17 protein-coding genes and 2 tRNA genes are annotated in these 18,772 nt (G+C 53.2%); all 19 read right to left on the reverse strand.

Annotated features, from left to right (window positions below):
• Positions 1-24: 24 nt before the first annotated feature.
• The gene (gene nuoL / locus Absy_RS00280; protein ID WP_048852849.1) at positions 25-1,965 is read right to left on the reverse strand and encodes an NADH-quinone oxidoreductase subunit L; all 1,941 of its coding nucleotides are present in this window, start codon (positions 1,963-1,965) and stop codon (positions 25-27) included.
• 8 nt (positions 1,966-1,973) lie between these two features.
• The gene (gene nuoK, locus Absy_RS00285) at positions 1,974-2,297 is read right to left on the reverse strand and encodes an NADH-quinone oxidoreductase subunit NuoK (protein WP_035371974.1); all 324 of its coding nucleotides are present in this window, start codon (positions 2,295-2,297) and stop codon (positions 1,974-1,976) included.
• Positions 2,294-3,007, reverse strand: a complete 714-nt coding sequence (locus Absy_RS00290; protein WP_048852738.1) for an NADH-quinone oxidoreductase subunit J — start codon at positions 3,005-3,007, stop codon at positions 2,294-2,296. The genes nuoK and Absy_RS00290 overlap by 4 nt, the downstream gene beginning before the upstream one ends.
• Positions 3,008-3,046: 39 nt before the next feature.
• Positions 3,047-3,535, reverse strand: a complete 489-nt coding sequence (nuoI, locus tag Absy_RS00295) for an NADH-quinone oxidoreductase subunit NuoI (protein ID WP_048852739.1) — start codon at positions 3,533-3,535, stop codon at positions 3,047-3,049.
• Positions 3,535-4,563 (reverse strand): NADH-quinone oxidoreductase subunit NuoH, encoded by a 1,029-nt coding sequence (gene nuoH, locus Absy_RS00300; protein ID WP_048852740.1) that lies wholly within the window; start codon positions 4,561-4,563, stop codon positions 3,535-3,537. The genes nuoI and nuoH overlap by 1 nt, the downstream gene beginning before the upstream one ends.
• Positions 4,564-4,567: 4 nt before the next feature.
• Entirely contained in the window at positions 4,568-6,649 is a 2,082-nt protein-coding gene (nuoG, locus tag Absy_RS00305; RefSeq protein ID WP_048852741.1) for an NADH-quinone oxidoreductase subunit NuoG, read from the reverse strand.
• 5 nt (positions 6,650-6,654) lie between these two features.
• Positions 6,655-7,983 carry an NADH-quinone oxidoreductase subunit NuoF gene (gene nuoF, locus Absy_RS00310; RefSeq protein ID WP_048852742.1) on the reverse strand — a complete coding sequence of 443 codons (1,329 nt, stop codon included), beginning with the start codon at positions 7,981-7,983 and terminating at the stop codon, positions 6,655-6,657.
• An 11-nt stretch (positions 7,984-7,994) separates the two neighbouring features.
• Entirely contained in the window at positions 7,995-8,630 is a 636-nt protein-coding gene (locus Absy_RS00315; RefSeq protein ID WP_048852743.1) for a complex I 24 kDa subunit family protein, read from the reverse strand.
• Positions 8,627-9,910 carry an NADH-quinone oxidoreductase subunit D gene (locus Absy_RS00320; protein ID WP_048852744.1) on the reverse strand — a complete coding sequence of 428 codons (1,284 nt, stop codon included), beginning with the start codon at positions 9,908-9,910 and terminating at the stop codon, positions 8,627-8,629. The genes Absy_RS00315 and Absy_RS00320 overlap by 4 nt, the downstream gene beginning before the upstream one ends.
• Entirely contained in the window at positions 9,907-10,569 is a 663-nt protein-coding gene (locus tag Absy_RS00325) for an NADH-quinone oxidoreductase subunit C (RefSeq protein ID WP_048852745.1), read from the reverse strand. The genes Absy_RS00320 and Absy_RS00325 overlap by 4 nt, the downstream gene beginning before the upstream one ends.
• A complete protein-coding gene (locus Absy_RS00330) occupies positions 10,562-11,125 on the reverse strand; it encodes a NuoB/complex I 20 kDa subunit family protein (protein ID WP_025826157.1) in 564 nt (187 codons plus the stop codon). Before Absy_RS00330 ends, Absy_RS00325 begins: the two co-directional genes overlap by 8 nt.
• 12 nt (positions 11,126-11,137) lie before the next feature.
• The gene (locus Absy_RS00335; RefSeq protein WP_048852746.1) at positions 11,138-11,503 is read right to left on the reverse strand and encodes an NADH-quinone oxidoreductase subunit A; all 366 of its coding nucleotides are present in this window, start codon (positions 11,501-11,503) and stop codon (positions 11,138-11,140) included.
• A gap of 214 nt (positions 11,504-11,717) precedes the next feature.
• Positions 11,718-11,792: transfer RNA gene (locus Absy_RS00340), tRNA-Val, on the reverse strand.
• Positions 11,793-11,882: 90 nt separating this feature from the next.
• Positions 11,883-12,170, reverse strand: coding sequence for an HU family DNA-binding protein (locus tag Absy_RS00345; RefSeq protein WP_048852747.1), 288 nt, complete (start codon positions 12,168-12,170; stop codon positions 11,883-11,885).
• Between the two features lie 141 nt (positions 12,171-12,311).
• The gene (gene lon / locus Absy_RS00350; protein WP_048852850.1) at positions 12,312-14,813 is read right to left on the reverse strand and encodes an endopeptidase La; all 2,502 of its coding nucleotides are present in this window, start codon (positions 14,811-14,813) and stop codon (positions 12,312-12,314) included.
• 201 nt (positions 14,814-15,014) lie between these two features.
• On the reverse strand, positions 15,015-16,280 hold the full coding sequence (clpX, locus tag Absy_RS00355) for an ATP-dependent Clp protease ATP-binding subunit ClpX (protein ID WP_048852748.1): 1,266 nt from the start codon (positions 16,278-16,280) through the stop codon (positions 15,015-15,017).
• Positions 16,281-16,400: 120 nt separating this feature from the next.
• Entirely contained in the window at positions 16,401-17,063 is a 663-nt protein-coding gene (clpP, locus tag Absy_RS00360) for an ATP-dependent Clp endopeptidase proteolytic subunit ClpP (protein ID WP_173958012.1), read from the reverse strand.
• 172 nt (positions 17,064-17,235) lie between these two features.
• On the reverse strand, positions 17,236-18,570 hold the full coding sequence (tig, locus tag Absy_RS00365; protein WP_048852749.1) for a trigger factor: 1,335 nt from the start codon (positions 18,568-18,570) through the stop codon (positions 17,236-17,238).
• Positions 18,571-18,666: 96 nt separating this feature from the next.
• Positions 18,667-18,751: transfer RNA gene (locus Absy_RS00370), tRNA-Leu, on the reverse strand.
• Between the last annotated feature and the right edge of the window lie 21 nt (positions 18,752-18,772).

Genomic DNA, 18,772 nt, shown 5'->3' on the forward strand with positions numbered 1-18,772 from the left:
CGGAATGGCATTGGTCATGCTAGATCACCCACACAGCGCAACGGTCAGCAGCACCACAAGCCCTGCCAGCATGGTAAAGGCATAAATGGCAATGGAACCGGTCTGAAGTTTAACAGCCTGCAACGCGCCATCCCGTGTTGCACGCACAACATCGAGCGGCAGACCTTCCACAACACCTTCGTCCCCTTCTTTCCACAGCACACGGGCCAAAGCAGCATAGGGGCGCACAAAAATGGCATCGTAAAGTTCGTCAAAATACCATTTGTTCAGCAAAAAGCGGTAAAGTGGACCACAGGAGCGCGCCAGCGCCTGAGGCACATGGGGCGCACTGATATAGAACACAAAAGCCAGTGCAATACCCGCAAGCCCGGCAAGACTGGGGAGCAACGCCACAAAGGATGGCACATGCTCAAAAGCTTCCATGATATGATTGGCAGGCCCGTTCATAATGGCCCCGTTCCAGAACGCACCCTGCTGTGCACCAATATAAAAAGGCGCAAGCAGCACACCGGCCAGAACCGCTCCGATGGAAAGCACCAGCAAAGGCACAGTCATGACGGCTGGACTTTCGTGCGCATTGTCACGGGCATGGTCATCATGCGCTTTGCCATGAAAGACCAGAAACAGGAGCCGCCAGCTGTAAAAAGCAGTCAAAAATGCCGTAATGGTTCCCATAGCCCAGGCATAATGGCTGTAAGATGCATCCGATGCCCATAGCGCGTTAAGAATGGCATCTTTTGACCAGTAACCCGCAAAGGGGAATACCCCGGCCAGTGCCAGACTACCCAGCCACATAACCACATAGGTCACTGGCAGTTTTTTCCACAGCCCACCCATCCGGAACATATTCTGCTCATCATGCATGGCATGAATGACCGAACCTGCGGCAAGGAACAGAAGAGCCTTGAAAAAAGCATGTGTAGTCAAATGGAATACGGCAGCCTGATACGCACCAACCCCCACGGCAGCAAACATGTAACCAAGCTGGGAGCAGGTGGAATATGCAATGGTCCGTTTGATGTCCGGCTGAACCATGCCAACTGTTGCCGCAAAAAAACAGGTTGTCGCACCAATAAGAATAACAAAGGTACGTGTACCCGGCGCAAATTCCAGCAACGGGGACATACGCGCCATAAGAAATACGCCAGCAGTCACCATTGTAGCCGCATGAATAAGAGCAGAAACCGGCGTTGGGCCTTCCATGGCATCTGGCAGCCATGTGTGCAGGAAGAGTTGGGCCGATTTGCCCATTGCCCCCACAAACAGCAGCAGGCAGATCACCTCCAGCATTCGGAAGGACACACCACCCACTGCGTAGGGCACATTCAGCACATCTGGCACAGCCGCAAAAATGGCATCGTACTGCACGGAATGGAACAGAACGTAAATCAGGCCAATACCAACAAGGAAAAACAGATCGGCCACACGGTTAACAACAAAGGCCTTTATGGCAGCAGCCGTTGCGGAAGGACGGTCATACCAGTAACCAATCAGCAGATAGCTGGCGAGCCCGACGCCTTCCCACCCAAAAAAGAGCTGGATCAGATCGTTGGAGGAAACCAGCATGAGCATGGCAAACGTAAACAGCGAAAGATAAGAGAAAAACCTGTATGTCGGCATACTCTCATGGCTCATGTAGCCAATGCTGTAACAATGCACGAGCAGGGAAACCAGCAGCACCATGGACGTCATGGTAACGGAGAGCGTATCAAACCGCAGGGTCCATGTTGCATCAAACCCACCCGCATGCACCCATTGCGCCAGTGGCACGCTGGCGTGCGGAAAGCCGTTCAGCCAAGCATGGTACAAAGCCCCTACGCTGCACAGTGCCGCCACAGCCATGCAGGCAATGGTTACAACCTTGGCCAGAGCATCGCCCATAAACCGGCCACCCAGACCAGCAACAGCCGCACCTGCCAGAGGTGTAAGCACGGCAACGGAAAACAGGTTGAGTTCTGTTTGCATAACGCTGCTCATCCCTTCATCATCGTCACGTCTTCGACCTGGATGGAGCCGCGATTACGGAAATACACCGTAACAATAGCCAGACCGATGGCAGCCTCGGCGGCAGCAATGGTCAGCACAAACAGCACCATGACCTGCCCAGACAGGTCGCCATGAGCCGAAGAAAACGCCACCAGATTCAGGTTGGCAGAGAGCAGGATAAGCTCCATGGACATGAGCAGAACGATAATGTTCTTGCGGTTGAGAAAAATACCAAACACCCCCAGAACCAGAAGTGCGGCGCTGACAAACAGGTAAGGTCCAAGCCCTACAGACGCTATGGCCGGGTTCATGCGCCCTTCTCCTCAGTTTCCGTCTTTTCCGGCTCACCCGCACCATAGGAGCCGGGAACCGCAACTTCGTAATAAGAGCCTTTGGGCCGCAGGAAACCTCCCTGCTCAAACACGTTTTCGCCAAGTGGCAGATTAACCAGCTCCAGCGTTTCTTCACGTGTGCGTGCATGTTGCCTGCCAATGTTCTGACGGCGGCCTGTTGGGGTATCTCGCAGGGTCAGCACGATCGCGCCAATCATGGCAACAAGCAGGACCAGACCACATGCCTGAAAAAGCAGAACGTAATGCGTGTAAATAACCGTGCCCAAAGCAGCAGTATTGCTTAACCCCGGATCAACCGGCAAAGGCGCAACCACGCCCGAAGGAACCATACGCCAGTTGCTGAACGCCATAACCAGTTCAGCCAGAAGCACACCACCAATACACAACCCCAATGGGGCGTAGCGCTGGAAGCCTTCACGCAGACGGCTGAAATCTATATCCAGCATCATCACGACAAACAGAAAAAGAACCGCCACGGCTCCAACGTAAACAATGACCAGCAACATGGCCAAAAACTCGGCGCCAGCGACCAAAAACAACCCCGCCGCATTAAAAAAACCGAGAATGAGAAACAGAACGGCATGAACCGGATTGCGTGCGCTAATGACCATACAGGCCGAAAGCAGCAGTACTGTCGCAAAAACATAAAAAACGAGCTGTGCCATCATTGGCCAATCTCCTGCCCTGACGTCATGGTCTGCATTGGCTCAACGATACGGTGCATCGAGTTCGAGCCTCCGCGCGAGCAGAGACTCCCAACGGTCTCCATTCGCCAGTAGCTTGTTCTTGTCATACATAAGCTCTTCACGGGTTTCCGTGGCAAATTCGTAGTTTGGACCTTCAACAATCGCATCTACCGGGCAGGCCTCCTCACACAGGCCGCAATAAATGCATTTGGTCATGTCAATGTCGTAACGCGTAGTGCGGCGGGAGCCATCATCACGCTCCTCGGCCTCAATGGTAATGGCCTCAGCCGGGCATGTTGCTTCGCACAGTTTGCACGCAATGCAGCGCTCTTCTCCATTAGGGTAGCGCCGCAACGCATGTTCTCCCCTGAAGCGATGCGACAATGGCCCTTTTTCATACGGGTAGTTCAGCGTGACCTTGGGCTGAAACATCATACGGAATGTGGAGACCATACCCGCAGCCAGTTCCTTAAGCAGGAAAGACCGCAATGTGGTGCCTAGAGCGCTCATTAATTCACCCCTCCCATATGAGGCAGCAGACCTGTTGCCATAAGAAAACCAGCCGTGCCGATCATCCACAGCAAAGAGAAAGGAAGAAAAACCTTCCATCCCAGTCGCATCAACTGGTCGTAACGATACCGGGGGAACGTCGCACGCACCCAGATAAAGACGAACAGGCAAAACAGGATTTTAAAAATCAGCCACAATGGGCCCGGTATCCAGGTCAGTGGGGCAATACCCAGTGGTGGCAACCATCCGCCAAGGAACAGAATGCTCACCATGGAGGACATAAGGATCATGTTGGCATATTCGCCCAGAAAAAACAGGCCAAAGGCGAGTGACGAATATTCAACAAAAAAACCGGCCACCAGTTCGCTCTCGCCTTCAGGCAGGTCAAACGGAGCACGGTTTGTTTCTGCCAGAGCAGAAATAAAGAATACGATAAACATAGGGAACATGGGCACGCAGAACCATATGTGTTGCTGCGCCAGCACAATATCGTTCAGATTCAGGCTTCCTACAGCCAGCAATACCGAAACAATAACAAGCCCTATGGACACCTCGTAAGAGACCATTTGCGCGGCTGAACGCAAGCCACCCAAAAAAGCATAGCGCGAATTGGAAGCCCACCCTGCAATGAGCATTCCGTAAACCCCAAGGGATGACATGGCGAGCAAGTACAGAATACCAACATTAATGTTGGCAACAGCAAGGCCATTCCCTGTTGGAATAACGGCCCAGGCTGCCATGGCCAGTGAGAAGGTCAAAAAAGGCGCAAACAGGAATAACGCCCTGTTGGCACCGGCAGGAATGACCGTTTCCTTTACAATCATCTTGATCGCATCAGCAAAAGCCTGCAACAGACCAAAAGGCCCATTCACATTTGGCCCACGGCGGCGCTGCATGGCGGCCATAACCTTGCGCTCCATAAGCGTAAGGTAGGCAACACCTATGAGCAGCGGCACCAGAACGGCCAATGTTTCAAGCAGGATCAGCAGGATCTGGCCAACAAAAGTTTGGTAGAAAAAATGTGCCATTACCCTACTCCGCTGCCACTGCACGCACGGTGCCATAGACTTTTGAACATTCAGCCATCGTCGGGCTGGCGCGGCTTATGGGGTTGGTCTGGTAATAATCCTGTATCACCGGACGGAAAGGTGCTGCCGCAAGCTCTCCCTCCCGCATTCCGGCCACAGTAACGAGCACCACGGGCCCGCTTATCTGGTGGGGGAATACCCCATTGGTTGCATCAAACACCGGATTGACCTGCGCCATATGCGCACGAAGTTGCTCCAGCGTATTGTATGGCAAGGTATGACCGACAACTTCGGAAAAAGCCCGGATAATACGCCAGTCTTCCCGCGCTTCTCCGGGAGCAAAAACCGCACGAAAAGCGCGCTGCACTCTTCCTGCCGTATTGACATATGTGCCTGCTTTTTCGGTATAGGCCGCTCCGGGCAAGATAATATCTGCCCTTTTGGCGGCCGCATCCCCATGGTGCCCAAGATAGACGACAAATGTTTCGGGCGGAATACGGTCCAACTGCACATCATCCGCGCCCATAAGCCACAGGATTTCCACACTCCCACGGAGCATACTTGCAGCATCGCACCCATGTGCGCCCGGTAAAAATCCCAGATCCAGCGCACCAACGCGGGATGCCGCCGTATGCAGAATATTCAAACCATGCCACTCTGGAGTTATGGCACCGCAGGACTGTGCAAGCTCACGGCAGGCATTATAAATTGCCGGAGCATCCCGGCGGGTAAGAGCCGAATGCCCTAAAATGATCATGGGATTTTTGGCGTTTTTCAGAACCTCGGCAAACGCATTTTTCCCGCTCAGAATGTCCGCCAGCACATCTGGCCCACTCCCCAGAATGCTCACATCGTAAGTCATATCCGCCGAGGGTTCGCCAATCATGCCAATGGGAAAGCCGCCACGACCTGCATCCACAAACCGTTTGCGTATGCGTGCATTGAGCACTGGGGCTTCATGCCGGGGCATAGTGCCTACCAGCAAAAGCGCATCTGCCTGATCTATGCCGCTAACATCACTGTTAAACAGATAGCCCGAACGGGCACTCGTATCGTACCACGCGCCATCCTGCCGGCAATCCAGATTGGAAGACCCCATTCCCTGCAAAAGATCTTTAAGTGCACAAAGGCTTTCTGCATCACACAGATCGCCAGCAATCGCTCCGATTTTATCCCCCGGAACACCATCAAACCGGCGGGCAAGGGCAATAAGCGCATCCTTCCATGATACGGAAGAAAGTTTTCCATGCACGCGAACCCAAGGGCGATCCAGTCTTTTGCGTTTAAGACCATCAATGGAAAAGCGTCCTTTATCAGACAGCCATTCTTCGTTCACCTCATCATTCACACGCGGGACAATACGCATGACCTCGCCACCACGGGCCTGAACCTGAATGTTGGTGCCCAGAGCATCCATAACATCAATGCTATCTGTTTTTTTGTATTCCCATGACCGTGCATGAAAAGCAGAAGGCTTGGCTGTTAACGCACCCACCGGACAGACATCGATGAGGTTGCCAGACAGTTCTGAAGTCAGCGCTTTTTCAACATAGGTCGTGATTTCCGCATTTTCCCCGCGGGAGACCAGACCTAGTTCCGGTGTGCCTGCCACCTCGGTACTAAAACGCACACACCGCGTGCACTGGATGCAGCGGGTCATGACTGTTTTGACCAGCGGCCCCAGATCCTTGTCCGTTACTGCCCGCTTATCTTCCTTGTAGCGCGAAATTCCGGACCCATAGCCATAAGCCTGGTCCTGCAGATCACACTCCCCACCCTGGTCGCATATGGGGCAATCCAGCGGATGGTTGATGAGCAGAAATTCCATAACCGCACGCCGCGCTCGCCGCACGACCTCGGTATCCGTAAAAATCTGCATGCCATCGGATACAGGAAAACCACAGGATGCAACAGGCTTGGGCGCGCGCGCCACTTCCACCAGACACATGCGGCAATTACCCGCAACGGACAGGCGCTCATGGTAACAAAAACGCGGAATTTCCTTCCCTGCGGCCTCGCAGGCCTGCAAAGCGCTGGAGCCGGGAGCAACATCAACCGGCGTGCCATCAACTATAACCCTGACCATTGCCGTTACTCCACTGCTACCGGAACGCCACCAGCGGGCACCTGTACCAGCCCTGTGCTGCCATACGCAGCTTTGTACTGGCGAATACGTTCCTCCATTTCCGGGCGGAAATGCCGGATAAGCCCCTGAATGGGCCATGCTGCGGCATCGCCCAATGCGCAGATCGTATGACCTTCTACCTGCCGTGTGACCTGTTCCAGCAGATCAATTTCTTCAATATCTGCTTTACCTTGCACCATGCGATCCATCATGCGCATCATCCAGCCAGTTCCCTCCCGGCATGGCGTGCACTGACCGCAACTCTCATGCTTGAAAAATTTTGAGAACCGGGCAATGGCTTTTACAATATCGGTCGATTTATCCATAACAATCATACAGGCCGTTCCCAGACCTGAACGCTCGGCCCGCAAGCTATCGTAATCCATCAAAACTGTTTCACAAATGGATTTAGGCAGCAGTGGTACGGAGCATCCACCCGGAATAACAGCCAGCAGATTATCCCACCCGCCCCTCACGCCTCCGCCGTGTTTTTCAATAATTTCTTTTAATGGCACACCCAATTCTTCTTCAAACACACAGGGTGTATTCACATGACCAGAAATAGCCATAAGTTTGGACCCAGCATTATTAGGCCGCCCCAAACCTGCAAACCACGCGGCTCCGCGGCGCATAATGGTGGATGTAACGGCAATGCTTTCCACATTGTTTACGGTTGTCGGGCAACCATATAACCCCACCCCAGCAGGGAAAGGGGGCTTCATACGGGGCTGGCCTTTTTTGCCTTCAAGACTTTCCAGCAAAGCTGTTTCTTCGCCGCAAATATAGGCCCCTGCACCGCGGTGAATACGAAAATCAAAATCCCACCCGCTGCCAGCAGCATTTTTACCTAATAGACCAGCAGCATATGCCTCATCTATTGCCGCTTGCAACCGTTCGGCCTCGCGGCAAAATTCCCCTCGGATGTAAATGTAGGAAGCATGAGCACCCATCGCAAAAGATGCAATCATTGCGCTTTCTATCAGCTTATGCGGCTCATGGCGCATGACCTCTCGGTCCTTGCAGGTACCGGGTTCTGACTCATCTCCGTTGATGACCAGATAATGTGGTCGCCCATCCGACTGCTTGGGCATAAATGACCACTTCAACCCGGTGGGAAAACCCGCTCCCCCGCGCCCACGCAGGCCAGATGCCTTCATTTCCGCAATAATTGCATCCCTGCCTTTGGCAATAATCTCTGCGGTATTGGACCAGTCACCCCGCTTGCGCGCAGCCTCCAGCCCCCAGTCATCCTGCCCATACAGGTTGGTAAAGATCCGGTCCTTGTCTGCCAGCATGGCCGTCTCTCCTATTCTTTCTCTGCGGTGGAAGAGGACAGCAAGGTCTTGCGCCCACCTGCTGGAGCGGAAACGCTGCGGTTAACGCTTGGTCCTGGTGTTGGCCTCCGCCCTGCCCGCAATTCGGCAATAACCGCAGCCGTACTCTGGGCTGTCATATCTTCGTAAAAATCATCATCAACTTGCAAAATCGGTGCATTGGCGCAGGCACCAAGGCATTCCACCTCGGTCATGGTAAAAAGACCATCTGCACTGGTTTCCCCAAAATGCTGGATGCCTGTGGCTTTCTGGCACGCTTCAACCACATCGTCAGACCCCCGCAACCAGCAGGGTGTGGTTGTGCAAACCTGCAAATGGTACCGACCAATCGGACGTGTATTGAACATGGTGTAAAAAGACGCCACTTCGTAAACCCGAATAGCGGCCATATCCAGACGCTGGGCAATAACATCCATCGCCACCACTGGCACCCATGCACTGCCAGTCAGTCGTCCCATTTGTCTTTGTGCAATATACAACAAGGGCATAACCGCACTGGCTTTACGCTCTTGCGGATATTTACTGAGAACGCCTTTTATTTCTTCTTCCGATGCGGAATCAAACACAAAGCTGTCCGGTTGCTCAGCCGGGGTCCATGCTGCATTCATCGATCGACTTCCCCAAACACAAGATCCAGCGATCCGATAATAGCCACCATATCGGCCAGCATACCGCGCCGCGAAAGTTCATCTATTGCCTGCAAATGTGCAAAGCCTGTTGGCCGGATTTTGCAGCGATAAGGTCTGTTACTGCCATCTGCCACCAGATAAACACCAAACTCTCCTTTTGGGCTTTCCACAGCGGTATAAGTAGAACCCGCAGGAACATGATACCCTTCGCTAAAAAGCTTGAAGTGATGAATCAGGGCCTCCATGGAGCGCTTCATGTCCGCCCGTGGTGGTGGGCTGAACTTGGGGTCCTGCACCTTTACATCGCCGGGCTGCATCTGATTGAGGCATTGCTCGATAATTTTCACGCTCTCACGCATTTCTGCAACGCGCACCAGATAACGGTCATAGGAGTCACCCTGCCTTGTGACCGGCACCTGAAAATCGACTTTATGGTAATTATCGTATGGCTGGTTGCGCCTGAGATCCCACGGAACACCAGAAGCACGCAGGCAGGGACCACTAAACCCCCATGCCAGAGCCTGTTCTGTTGTAAAAACTCCAATACCTACGGTTCGTTGTTTCCATATCCGGTTCTCAGTCAACAGACCTTCAAGCTCATCAATCCAGGATGGAAACTCTTTGGCCCATACGCCAATGCGGTCTTCCAGACTGGCTGGAATATCCCGTGCAACACCACCAGGCCTAAAATAATTGGCATGGAAACGTGCGCCAGAAGCGGATTCGTAAAACTCCAGTAACTTTTCGCGCTCTTCATAACCCCACAAAGCTGGCGTGACTGCACCGCAATCCAGACCCATAGCCGTAAGATTAAGAATATGGTTAAGAATACGGGTAATTTCCGCAAACATGACACGAAGCCATTTTGCGCGCTCTGGAATGTCGATCCCCAGTAATTTTTCGGTTGCCAGAGCAAAAGCCTGCTCCTCGCACATAGGAGAAACGTAATCCAACCGGTCAAAATAAGGCAGGGCTTTTTGATATGTCTTATATTCAATGAGCTTTTCCGTACCACGGTGCAAAAGTCCTATATGCGGCACCGCACGGGCAACAAGCTCCCCTTCCATCTCCAATACCAGCCTTAGCACACCATGCGCGGATGGATGCTGCGGCCCAAAGTTGAGAGCGTGGGAGTCAATTTCGACCACCCGGTTTTCTGTTTCGACAACCTTATTGTCAGAAACAAGGCTTTGCGGAATATCTTCTCGCAAAACAGCCTGTGCAAAAGCGAGAGATTCGGAATTGTTCTGCTCAGTCATTGACCAGACCTCTTCATACCCTGCCGGACCTCGTGTGCTTTTTCATCCCCCGGCAAGGTCAGCATACCTTCCCATGGTGAAACAAAATCAAAATCACGAAAATCCTGTGTTAACGAAACAGGTTCTTTAACAACCTGCCTACGCTCCACATCGTACCTGACCTCCTCATACCCGGTCAGTGGAAAATCCTTGCGCAGTGGATGCCCCTCAAACCCGTTGTCCGTTAAAATGCGCCGCAAATCTGGCTGGCCAGAGAACAGCACACCAAACAGGTCGTAACATTCCCGCTCCCACCATGTTGCACAGGGCCAGAGATGATGCACCGACGGAACAGCACTATATTCGTCTGTACAGACTACAACGCGAATACGCCGGTTATACGTAACGGATAACAGGTTATAAACGACCTCAAACCGCTCTGGTCTGGCAGGAAAATCCACACCACACAGATCCATCAACTGCTCAAATCTGTAACGTGGATCATCCCGCAAGAGCGTAAGAAACGGCACAAGATGCGCACGTGTTGTGCGCACCACAAGCTCCCCCTTTTCCACCGCTGCATAAGAAACATGCGGCTGGGAGGACAGAAAAGCAAAAGCCAGGGAACATAGTTGTCCCTCCAGCCGAGCTTGCCTTGGATTTACGGAAATATCAGCCACGGAGAATAGTCCCTGTCCGACGAATTTTTTTCTGGAGTAACATAATGCCGTAGATCAGGGCCTCCGCTGTTGGCGGGCAGCCCGGCACATACACATCCACAGGCACAATTCGGTCGCACCCACGCACCACGGAATAGGAGTAGTGGTAATAGCCCCCACCATTGGCGCACGACCCCATGGAAATAACCCAACGTGGCTCGGCCATCTGCTCATACAAACGGCGCAGCACTGGTGCCATTTTGTTGGTCAGTGTTCCCGCAACGATCATAACATCTGACTGCCGCGGCGATCCGCGGGGGATAATGCCCATACGGTCCAGATCGTAGCGCGGCATGTATGCGTGAATCATTTCCACCGCACAGCACGCCAGACCAAAGGACATAGGCCACAGACTGCCTGTACGCCCCCAATTGACCAGCTTGTCCAGACTGGCCACCACAAACCCTTTTTCGGCCAGAACCCCTGTTATACCCCGCACCACCGCATCCTGCTCTGGTCCGGGGGGGAGTGCTTCCCTGTTCCACATAATGGCGTTTTCATCGTGATGTGTGGTCATGCTGGTGTTCCCTCAATCCCAATCCAGCGCGCCTTTGCGCCATTCATATAAAAAGCCGATCCCCAGCACGGCCAAAAAACCAAGCATGGACAAAAAGCCGAACAAACCGATCCGCCCAAGGCTGACCGCCCAGGGGAACAGAAAAGCGACTTCCAGATCAAAAATAATAAAAAGGATGGCGACCAGATAAAAACGCACGTCAAAGCGGCGTCTGGCATCATCAAATGGGCCAAACCCGCACTCATATGCCGTAAGTTTTTCGGGGTACGGTTTTTGGTGGCCGCATACCAAAGCCATGCCAAGCATGGCGGCGGCAATCACAACCGCAACACAACCAAAAATCAGAACTGGGGCGTAATCACCTAGAACAGACTGCATGGAAAGTTCCTGCACACAAGACAAGCTGTAAAAAGCTATTTGATGCAGTTACCCTAGACCCACCACATGCAGACGACCACGCACGAACGCGTTGGGTTGCAGCCACTTTGTTGTGAACAGAGATTTTGTAAGGAAATAACAGCGGCCTCATACTGAGGCATACTGAAAAAGCAGAGGTTACTAACCCCTGCTCCACAACATAAAATGTTGGGAGTGGTGGGCGATGACGGGATCGAACCGCCGACCCTCTCGGTGTAAACGAGATGCTCTACCGCTAAGCTAATCGCCCGCGCCCTATGTGTCATAAAACAAAACGGCCGGCAACCCCTTTTTTAAAAGAAATTGCCGGCCGTTCTGAAAAAAAAGTCTGAAGGCTTAATTAGTTGCTTACAGCATCCTTCAGAGCCTTGCCCGGCTTAAAGCGGACAGAGGTGGAAGCCGGAATATCAATTTCCTCGCCGGTACGGGGATTACGGCCTTTGGCGGCCTTGCGGGATGCCGTCACGAATGTGCCAAAGCCCACCAGACGCACTTCCTGCTTTTTGGACAGAGCTTTTTCAATCGCACCGAATACGGCGTCGACCACTTCTCCGGCCTTAGCCTTCGGCAGGTCAACGGCCTCTGCTACTGCTGAGACGAGCTCCTGCTTGTTAAGCGGCTTCTCCATCTTACGCCTTTCACTTTCTTTCAATTTATAGGAGCGGCGGGCGGGTTTCGTCCGCCTCTCCGCTGCCTGAACGCACTATGAAGCCGTTTTTTCCTACGTCAACCAAGCAAACGCAATCTTCGGCTATCTTGTGCATTTTGGTTAATGTGGCAGCACAGGAACCGCTGCCTGTGTGCCATTTGCGGGCACGGGTTCTGGCACATCCTCCCAGTGAATCGGCTGGGGCTTGCTTACCAGAGCTCGCGCCAGAACTTCGTCCACATGCGAAACGGGTACGATTTCCAGATTTTTCTTCACGCTATCTGGAATTTCCGCCAGATCTTTCTCATTTTCCTGCGGAATAAACACTGTCCGAATGCCCGAACGCAGTGCAGCAAGAAGCTTTTCCTTTAACCCGCCAATTGCCAGCACACGCCCTCTGAGCGTGATCTCTCCGGTCATGGCAACATCGCGCCGAACAGGTATGCCGGTCAGTACACTTACCAGAGATGTCACCATGGCAACGCCAGCAGATGGGCCATCTTTAGGAGTCGCACCTTCGGGGACATGCACATGAAAACTGCGCTTGTCGAAGATTGTAGGAACGATTCCAAAGCTGGCAGCCCGACTCCGCACGAACGAGAACGCGGCAGAGATGCTCTCCTTCATAACATCACCAAGTTTGCCAGTTTCTACGATGCCGCCTTTACCAGGCACCATCACGCTCTCAATGGTCAGGATTTCCCCGCCCACCTCGGTCCATGCAAGGCCGGTTACAACACCGACCATATCTTCCGCTTCGGTCTCACCGTAACGGAAGCGCTGCACGCCCGCGTATTTTTCCAGATTACGTGCAGTTACCGAGACTTTTTTGGCTTTACCGGTCACGATCTCCTTGACTGCCTTACGGGCCAACTTGGCTAGTTCGCGCTCCAGATTACGCACACCCGCCTCGCGCGTGTAGTAGCGAATCAGGTCACGCAGGGCTTCCTCGTTGATCGACCACTCACCAGCCTTGAGGTTATGCGCCTCAATCTGCTTGTTAATCAGGTGCCGTTTGGCAATCTCGACCTTTTCATCTTCTGTGTAACCAGAGAGCCGGATGATCTCCATACGGTCCAGCAGCGGCTGGGGCATATCCAGACTATTGGCCGTTGTTACAAACATGACATCCGACAGGTCATAATCGACCTCCAGATAATGGTCGGCAAACGTACCGTTCTGTTCCGGATCAAGCACTTCGAGCAGGGCAGATGCCGGGTCACCACGCCAATCGGACCCAAGCTTGTCAATTTCATCGAGCAGGAACAAAGGGTTGGAAACCTTTGCTTTTTTCATACCCTGAATGATCTTACCCGGCATGGAGCCTATATAGGTACGGCGATGCCCACGAATTTCGGCCTCATCCCGCACACCACCAAGGGACATGCGGACGTAGTGCCGACCGGTTGCTTTGGCGATGGAACGGGCAAGAGACGTCTTACCCACCCCCGGTGGGCCTACGAGGCACAGAATCGGTCCTTTGAGCTTTTGGGAGCGGCTCTGGACTGCCAGATACTCCAAAATACGCTCTTTAACTTTTTCCAGACCGTAGTGGTCAGCATCCAGAATATCTTCTGCCTCAACCAGATCATGGCGCACCTTGGTCCGTTTTTTCCACGGGATGCTCAAAATCCAGTCCAGATAATTCCGAACCACACCAGACTCAGCGGACATCATGCTCATGCCACGCAGTTTTTTCAGCTCGGCAACAGCTTTTTCACGCGCTTCCTTGGAGAGCTTGGTCTTGGCGATCCGCTCTTCAATTTCTGCTGTTTCGTCCTTGCCGTCTTCGCCTTCGCCCAGTTCTTTCTGAATAGCTTTAAGCTGTTCGTTCAGATAGTACTCGCGCTGTGTCTTTTCCATCTGGCGTTTGACACGATTGCGAATTTTCTTTTCCACCTGAAGCACATCAATTTCTGCTTCAATATGACCAAAAACTTTTTCCAGTTGCCCCTGCACTGTGGGCGATTCAAGAATTTCCTGTTTTTCGGAAATCTTGAGGGACAGATGGCTTGTCACCGTGTCCGCCAGCTTGGACAGGTCATTAATCTGGTTCAGGGATACAAGAACCTCGGACGCAATTTTCTTGTTGAGCTTCATATACTGCTCAAACTGCGACACGATGGAACGCCCCAAGGCCTCAGCTTCTGGTCCAACGGCTGCCTCGGCAGGCATTTCTTCAATGTCCGCCTCAAAGTGACCGTTGACCTCATGCAGCGCCTTAACGCGCACACGGCGTACACCTTCGACCAACACCTTGACTGTGCCATCGGGAAGTTTGAGCAACTGCAAAATGGTGGAGAGCGTACCAACCCGATAAATATCATCGGGTGTTGGGTCATCCTGTGCTGCATCTTTCTGGGCAACCAGCAGAATATGCCGGTCATCTTTTGTGACCGAGTCCAGAGCCCGTACGGATTTTTCCCGCCCCACAAACAAGGGGACAATCATGTGCGGGAACACCACAATATCGCGCAGCGGCAGAACAGCCACATGACCACTTTTGCTCTCGGCTTCTACAGCCGTTTTTTCAACCGCAGGAACAGACTGTGAGGGCACAGCTGTAGCAGCCTGATCGCTTTTGCGCCTGCGCCGTGGTGCCGGTTTTTCGTTATCAGCCATCGTTATGACCTCCCGATAAGGACGATCGGTGCTGGGCACCCGTGTAGCGGCATACCCCTGCACTGAGGGAGGCACCTCCAAAAGGAGACACCCCTGTTTTTCTTATGTTGTTATGCCCACAACCCGAAACAATAGGGCAGAGGCAAGAACAGCACGAACAGGTGACCCGCTCGTGCTGCTTACGCCAAAACTCAGACCTGCTTAGGCAGATTGCTCTGCCGGCACGTCTTTTTTCTTACCATAGACATAAACCGGGCTGGTTTTGCCGTCTGCCACCTCGCGGTTCACAACGACTTCCTCAACCGTGTCCAGTCCTGGCAGGTCAAACATGGTAGACATGAGAATGCTCTCCATAATGGAGCGCAGCCCACGGGCACCTGTCTTGCGAACAATGGCTCTATCGGCAATCGCCTTGAGCGCATCATCCGTAAAGGACAGTTGCACATCTTCCATCTGGAAGAGGCGCTGGTACTGCTTGACCAGTGCGTTCTTCGGTTCGGTCAGAATTTTGATCAGCGCGGCCTCATCCAGATCACCCAGCGTTGCCAGCACTGGCAGACGCCCGATGAATTCAGGGATCAAACCAAACTTCATCAGATCTTCTGGCTCAACATCGTGCAGGATTTCTCCCGTCCGACGTTCATCCAGCGAGCGCACATCTGCACCAAAACCAATGCCCGTGCCCTTGCCGCGTGCCGAAATAATTTTATCCAGCCCGGCAAAAGCACCACCGCAGATAAAGAGCATGTTGGTCGTATCCACCTGCAGGAATTCCTGCTGCGGATGCTTGCGACCACCCTGCGGAGGAACGGAGGCAACCGTACCTTCCATAAGTTTAAGCAGGGCCTGCTGCACACCCTCGCCGCTTACATCGCGGGTGATGGAAGGATTGTCTGATTTTTTGGAAATCTTGTCGATTTCATCAATATAAACAATCCCACGCTGGGCGCGTTCCACATTGTAGTCCGATGCCTGCAACAGCTTGAGGATGATGTTTTCAACATCTTCCCCCACATACCCCGCTTCTGTCAGGGTTGTGGCATCCGCCATGGTAAACGGCACATCCAGAATACGCGCCAGGGTCTGAGCCAGCAGCGTTTTGCCCGAACCCGTTGGCCCGATCAGCAGGATGTTGGACTTGGCAATTTCAACATCACCAGCCTTGGTCACCTGAGACAGACGCTTGTAGTGGTTATGAACCGCTACAGAGAGCACCTTTTTGGCCTGCATCTGACCAATAACGTAGTCATCCAGAACCTTGCAGATTTCCTTGGGAGTAGGAACGCCCTCTCGCGATTTGACCTGCATGGTTTTGTTCTCTTCACGGATGATGTCCATGCAGAGTTCGACGCATTCATCGCAGATAAACACGGTAGGGCCAGCAATGAGCTTACGCACCTCATGCTGTGACTTGCCGCAGAACGAGCAGTACAGCGTGTTCTTGGAATCTCCGGACTTTGTACTCATCAGCCCACTCCCCCGATCATCCCAGGCCCAACAGAGCCGGGAGCCGAGTCCCGGATCATTTCTGCCTGCCTGAGGACAGACAGCTCCCTTATTGTAACAGGAAGCTTAAAGTATGCCAGATTAAGGATGGTCTTTATCCTTTTTACCTGCTTCCGCCGCTTTGTGGTGGCTGATCACTTCGTCCACAATACCGAAAGACTGAGCCTCCTCGGCGGACATGTAGCTGTCACGCTCAAGCTTCTGCTCGATTTCTTCCAGTGTACGGCCTGTATGTTCACGGTAGATTTCGTTCAGGCGCTGACGGATAATAAGAATTTCCTTCGCCTGAATTTCAATATCACTCGCCTGCCCCTGCGCACCGCCAGAAGGCTGATGCACCATGACGCGTGCATTTGGCAGGGCAAATCTGCGCCCCTTCTCGCCACCGGCAAGCAACAGCGACCCCATGGAAGCCGCCTGACCGATGCACACCGTGCTAACCGGACTGCGGATGTACTGCATGGTGTCATAAATAGCCAAACCAGCCGACACAACGCCGCCGGGGCTATTGATGTAGAAGGAAATTTCCTTGGTCGGGTTCACGCTTTCCAGATACAGAAGCTGCGCAGAAATGAGCGAAGCAACCTGATCATAGACAGGCCCGGTCAGGAAGATGATCCGTTCCTGCAAAAGGCGGGAATAGATATCAAAAGCCCGTTCACCTCGGGAGGTCTGTTCGACCACCATCGGCACCAGTGCATTGCTGAAAATCTCAACGGGATCACGATCCCTCATACCACTCATTCCCGTACAAAAAACTTAATCATCCCCTCCCTGCCTCTGCCATGGACAGAAACCAGGGTCAGGCACACTGATTCAAGATAGAGATAAAGTGGCAAGATGCCACCCCAGAAAAGAAAAACAGCCCCAAAAAGAATGTCCCGCCAGTTCACACTGGCGGGACAGAGCGGTTTTATCAGATATTAGCTGGGGGAATATCTGATAGCTCCTCCAAACTCACGTCCTTGTCCGTGACCTTGGCAAGCTCGATCAGATAATCGACAACCTTGTTTTCAAAAATCGGTCCGCGCAGGGATTCAGCGGCCTGCGGATTCTTCTGGAAGAATTCAAAGACCTGCTTTTCCTGACCAGAGTAGCGCATGGCTTCCGCCCGCACGGCACGCCCCAGTTCTTCCGCGCTTACGGAAATACCGTTTTTACGGCCAATTTCTGCCAGCAGGAGCCCCAGACGCACACGGCGTTCCGCAATTTTGCGGTAATCAGCGCGCAGGGTTTCTTCGTCCTTGCCTTTGTCTTCGTCGTCCAGTTCGCCAGCCTTGCGGTCAGCTTCCACACGGCTCCATATCTGCTGGAATTCGGCTTCCACCATACCTTCGGGAGCAGGGAAGTCCGCCTTGCTGGACAGGATGTCCAACAGGTCGCGCTTGATGCGCAGGCGGGACATCTGCTCGTACTCGCCTTCGATCTGCTTGCGAACCAGATCCTTGAGCTGCTCAAGGCTTTCAAAGCCCATGTTTTTGGCAAGCTCTTCATCCACCGGGGCATCTACAGCTTTTTTAAGCTGCTTTACCTTGATGTCGAAGGTCGCTTCTTTGCCAGCCAGTTCTTCTGCACCGTAATCGGCAGGGAAGGTCACGTTAATGACTTTTTCTTCACCCGGCTTCATGCCTTCGATCTGTTCAGCAAAGCCCGGAATAAAGCCTTCACCACCGATCTCGACGTTCACGTCTTCTGCCGTGCCGCCGTCAAAAGCAACGCCGTCCTGCTTGCCCACAAAGTCAATGGCAACAACATCACCCTTAACGGCAGGGCGGACTTCTTCGATCACTTCAAACGTGCGACCACGCTTGGCAATGTCTTCCAGAACCTTGTTCACCGCTTCATCGCTCACAGGAGCTTTCAGGCGGGTCAACGCGAGGTCGGACAGATCCGGCACTGTGATTTCTGGCAGAATTTCGCTTTCCACCTTGAATTCCAGATCCGTACCCTTGTCTTCCTGACCGGAGACCAGATCAACCTGAGGCTGACCAGCAGGGCGGAGGCCGCGTTCTTCAAACACGGTGCGGATGGCATCGGAGACGGCCTGTTCAAGCACTTCGCCCCAGATTGCGGCGCCGTAGCGCTGGCGTGCCAGAGAGACAGGCACCTTGCCCGGACGGAAGCCCGGCAGGTTCAGGTTGCCAGCAACTTCCTTAAGGCGCGCATCCCGCTTAGCCTCAAGCTCCGCAGCCGGAACTGTAACTGTGAAACCACGCTTCAGCCCTTCAGAAAGGGTCTCGGTAACCTGCATCGGCCAGGCCTTCCTCTCGGTACAAAAAATCAGTCACCCACCGCAACTACGCCAAAGGCGGCGGTGGACTGCGGACGGGAGCATGAAAAAATCTATTGGTACGGGCGGAGGGACTTGAACCCCCACGACTTGCGTCACCAGAACCTAAATCTGGCGTGTCTACCAATTCCACCACGCCCGCGCACACTATACTCACCGTCGG

Source organism: Acetobacter syzygii (assembly GCF_000964225.1).
GTDB lineage: Bacteria > Pseudomonadota > Alphaproteobacteria > Acetobacterales > Acetobacteraceae > Acetobacter > Acetobacter syzygii.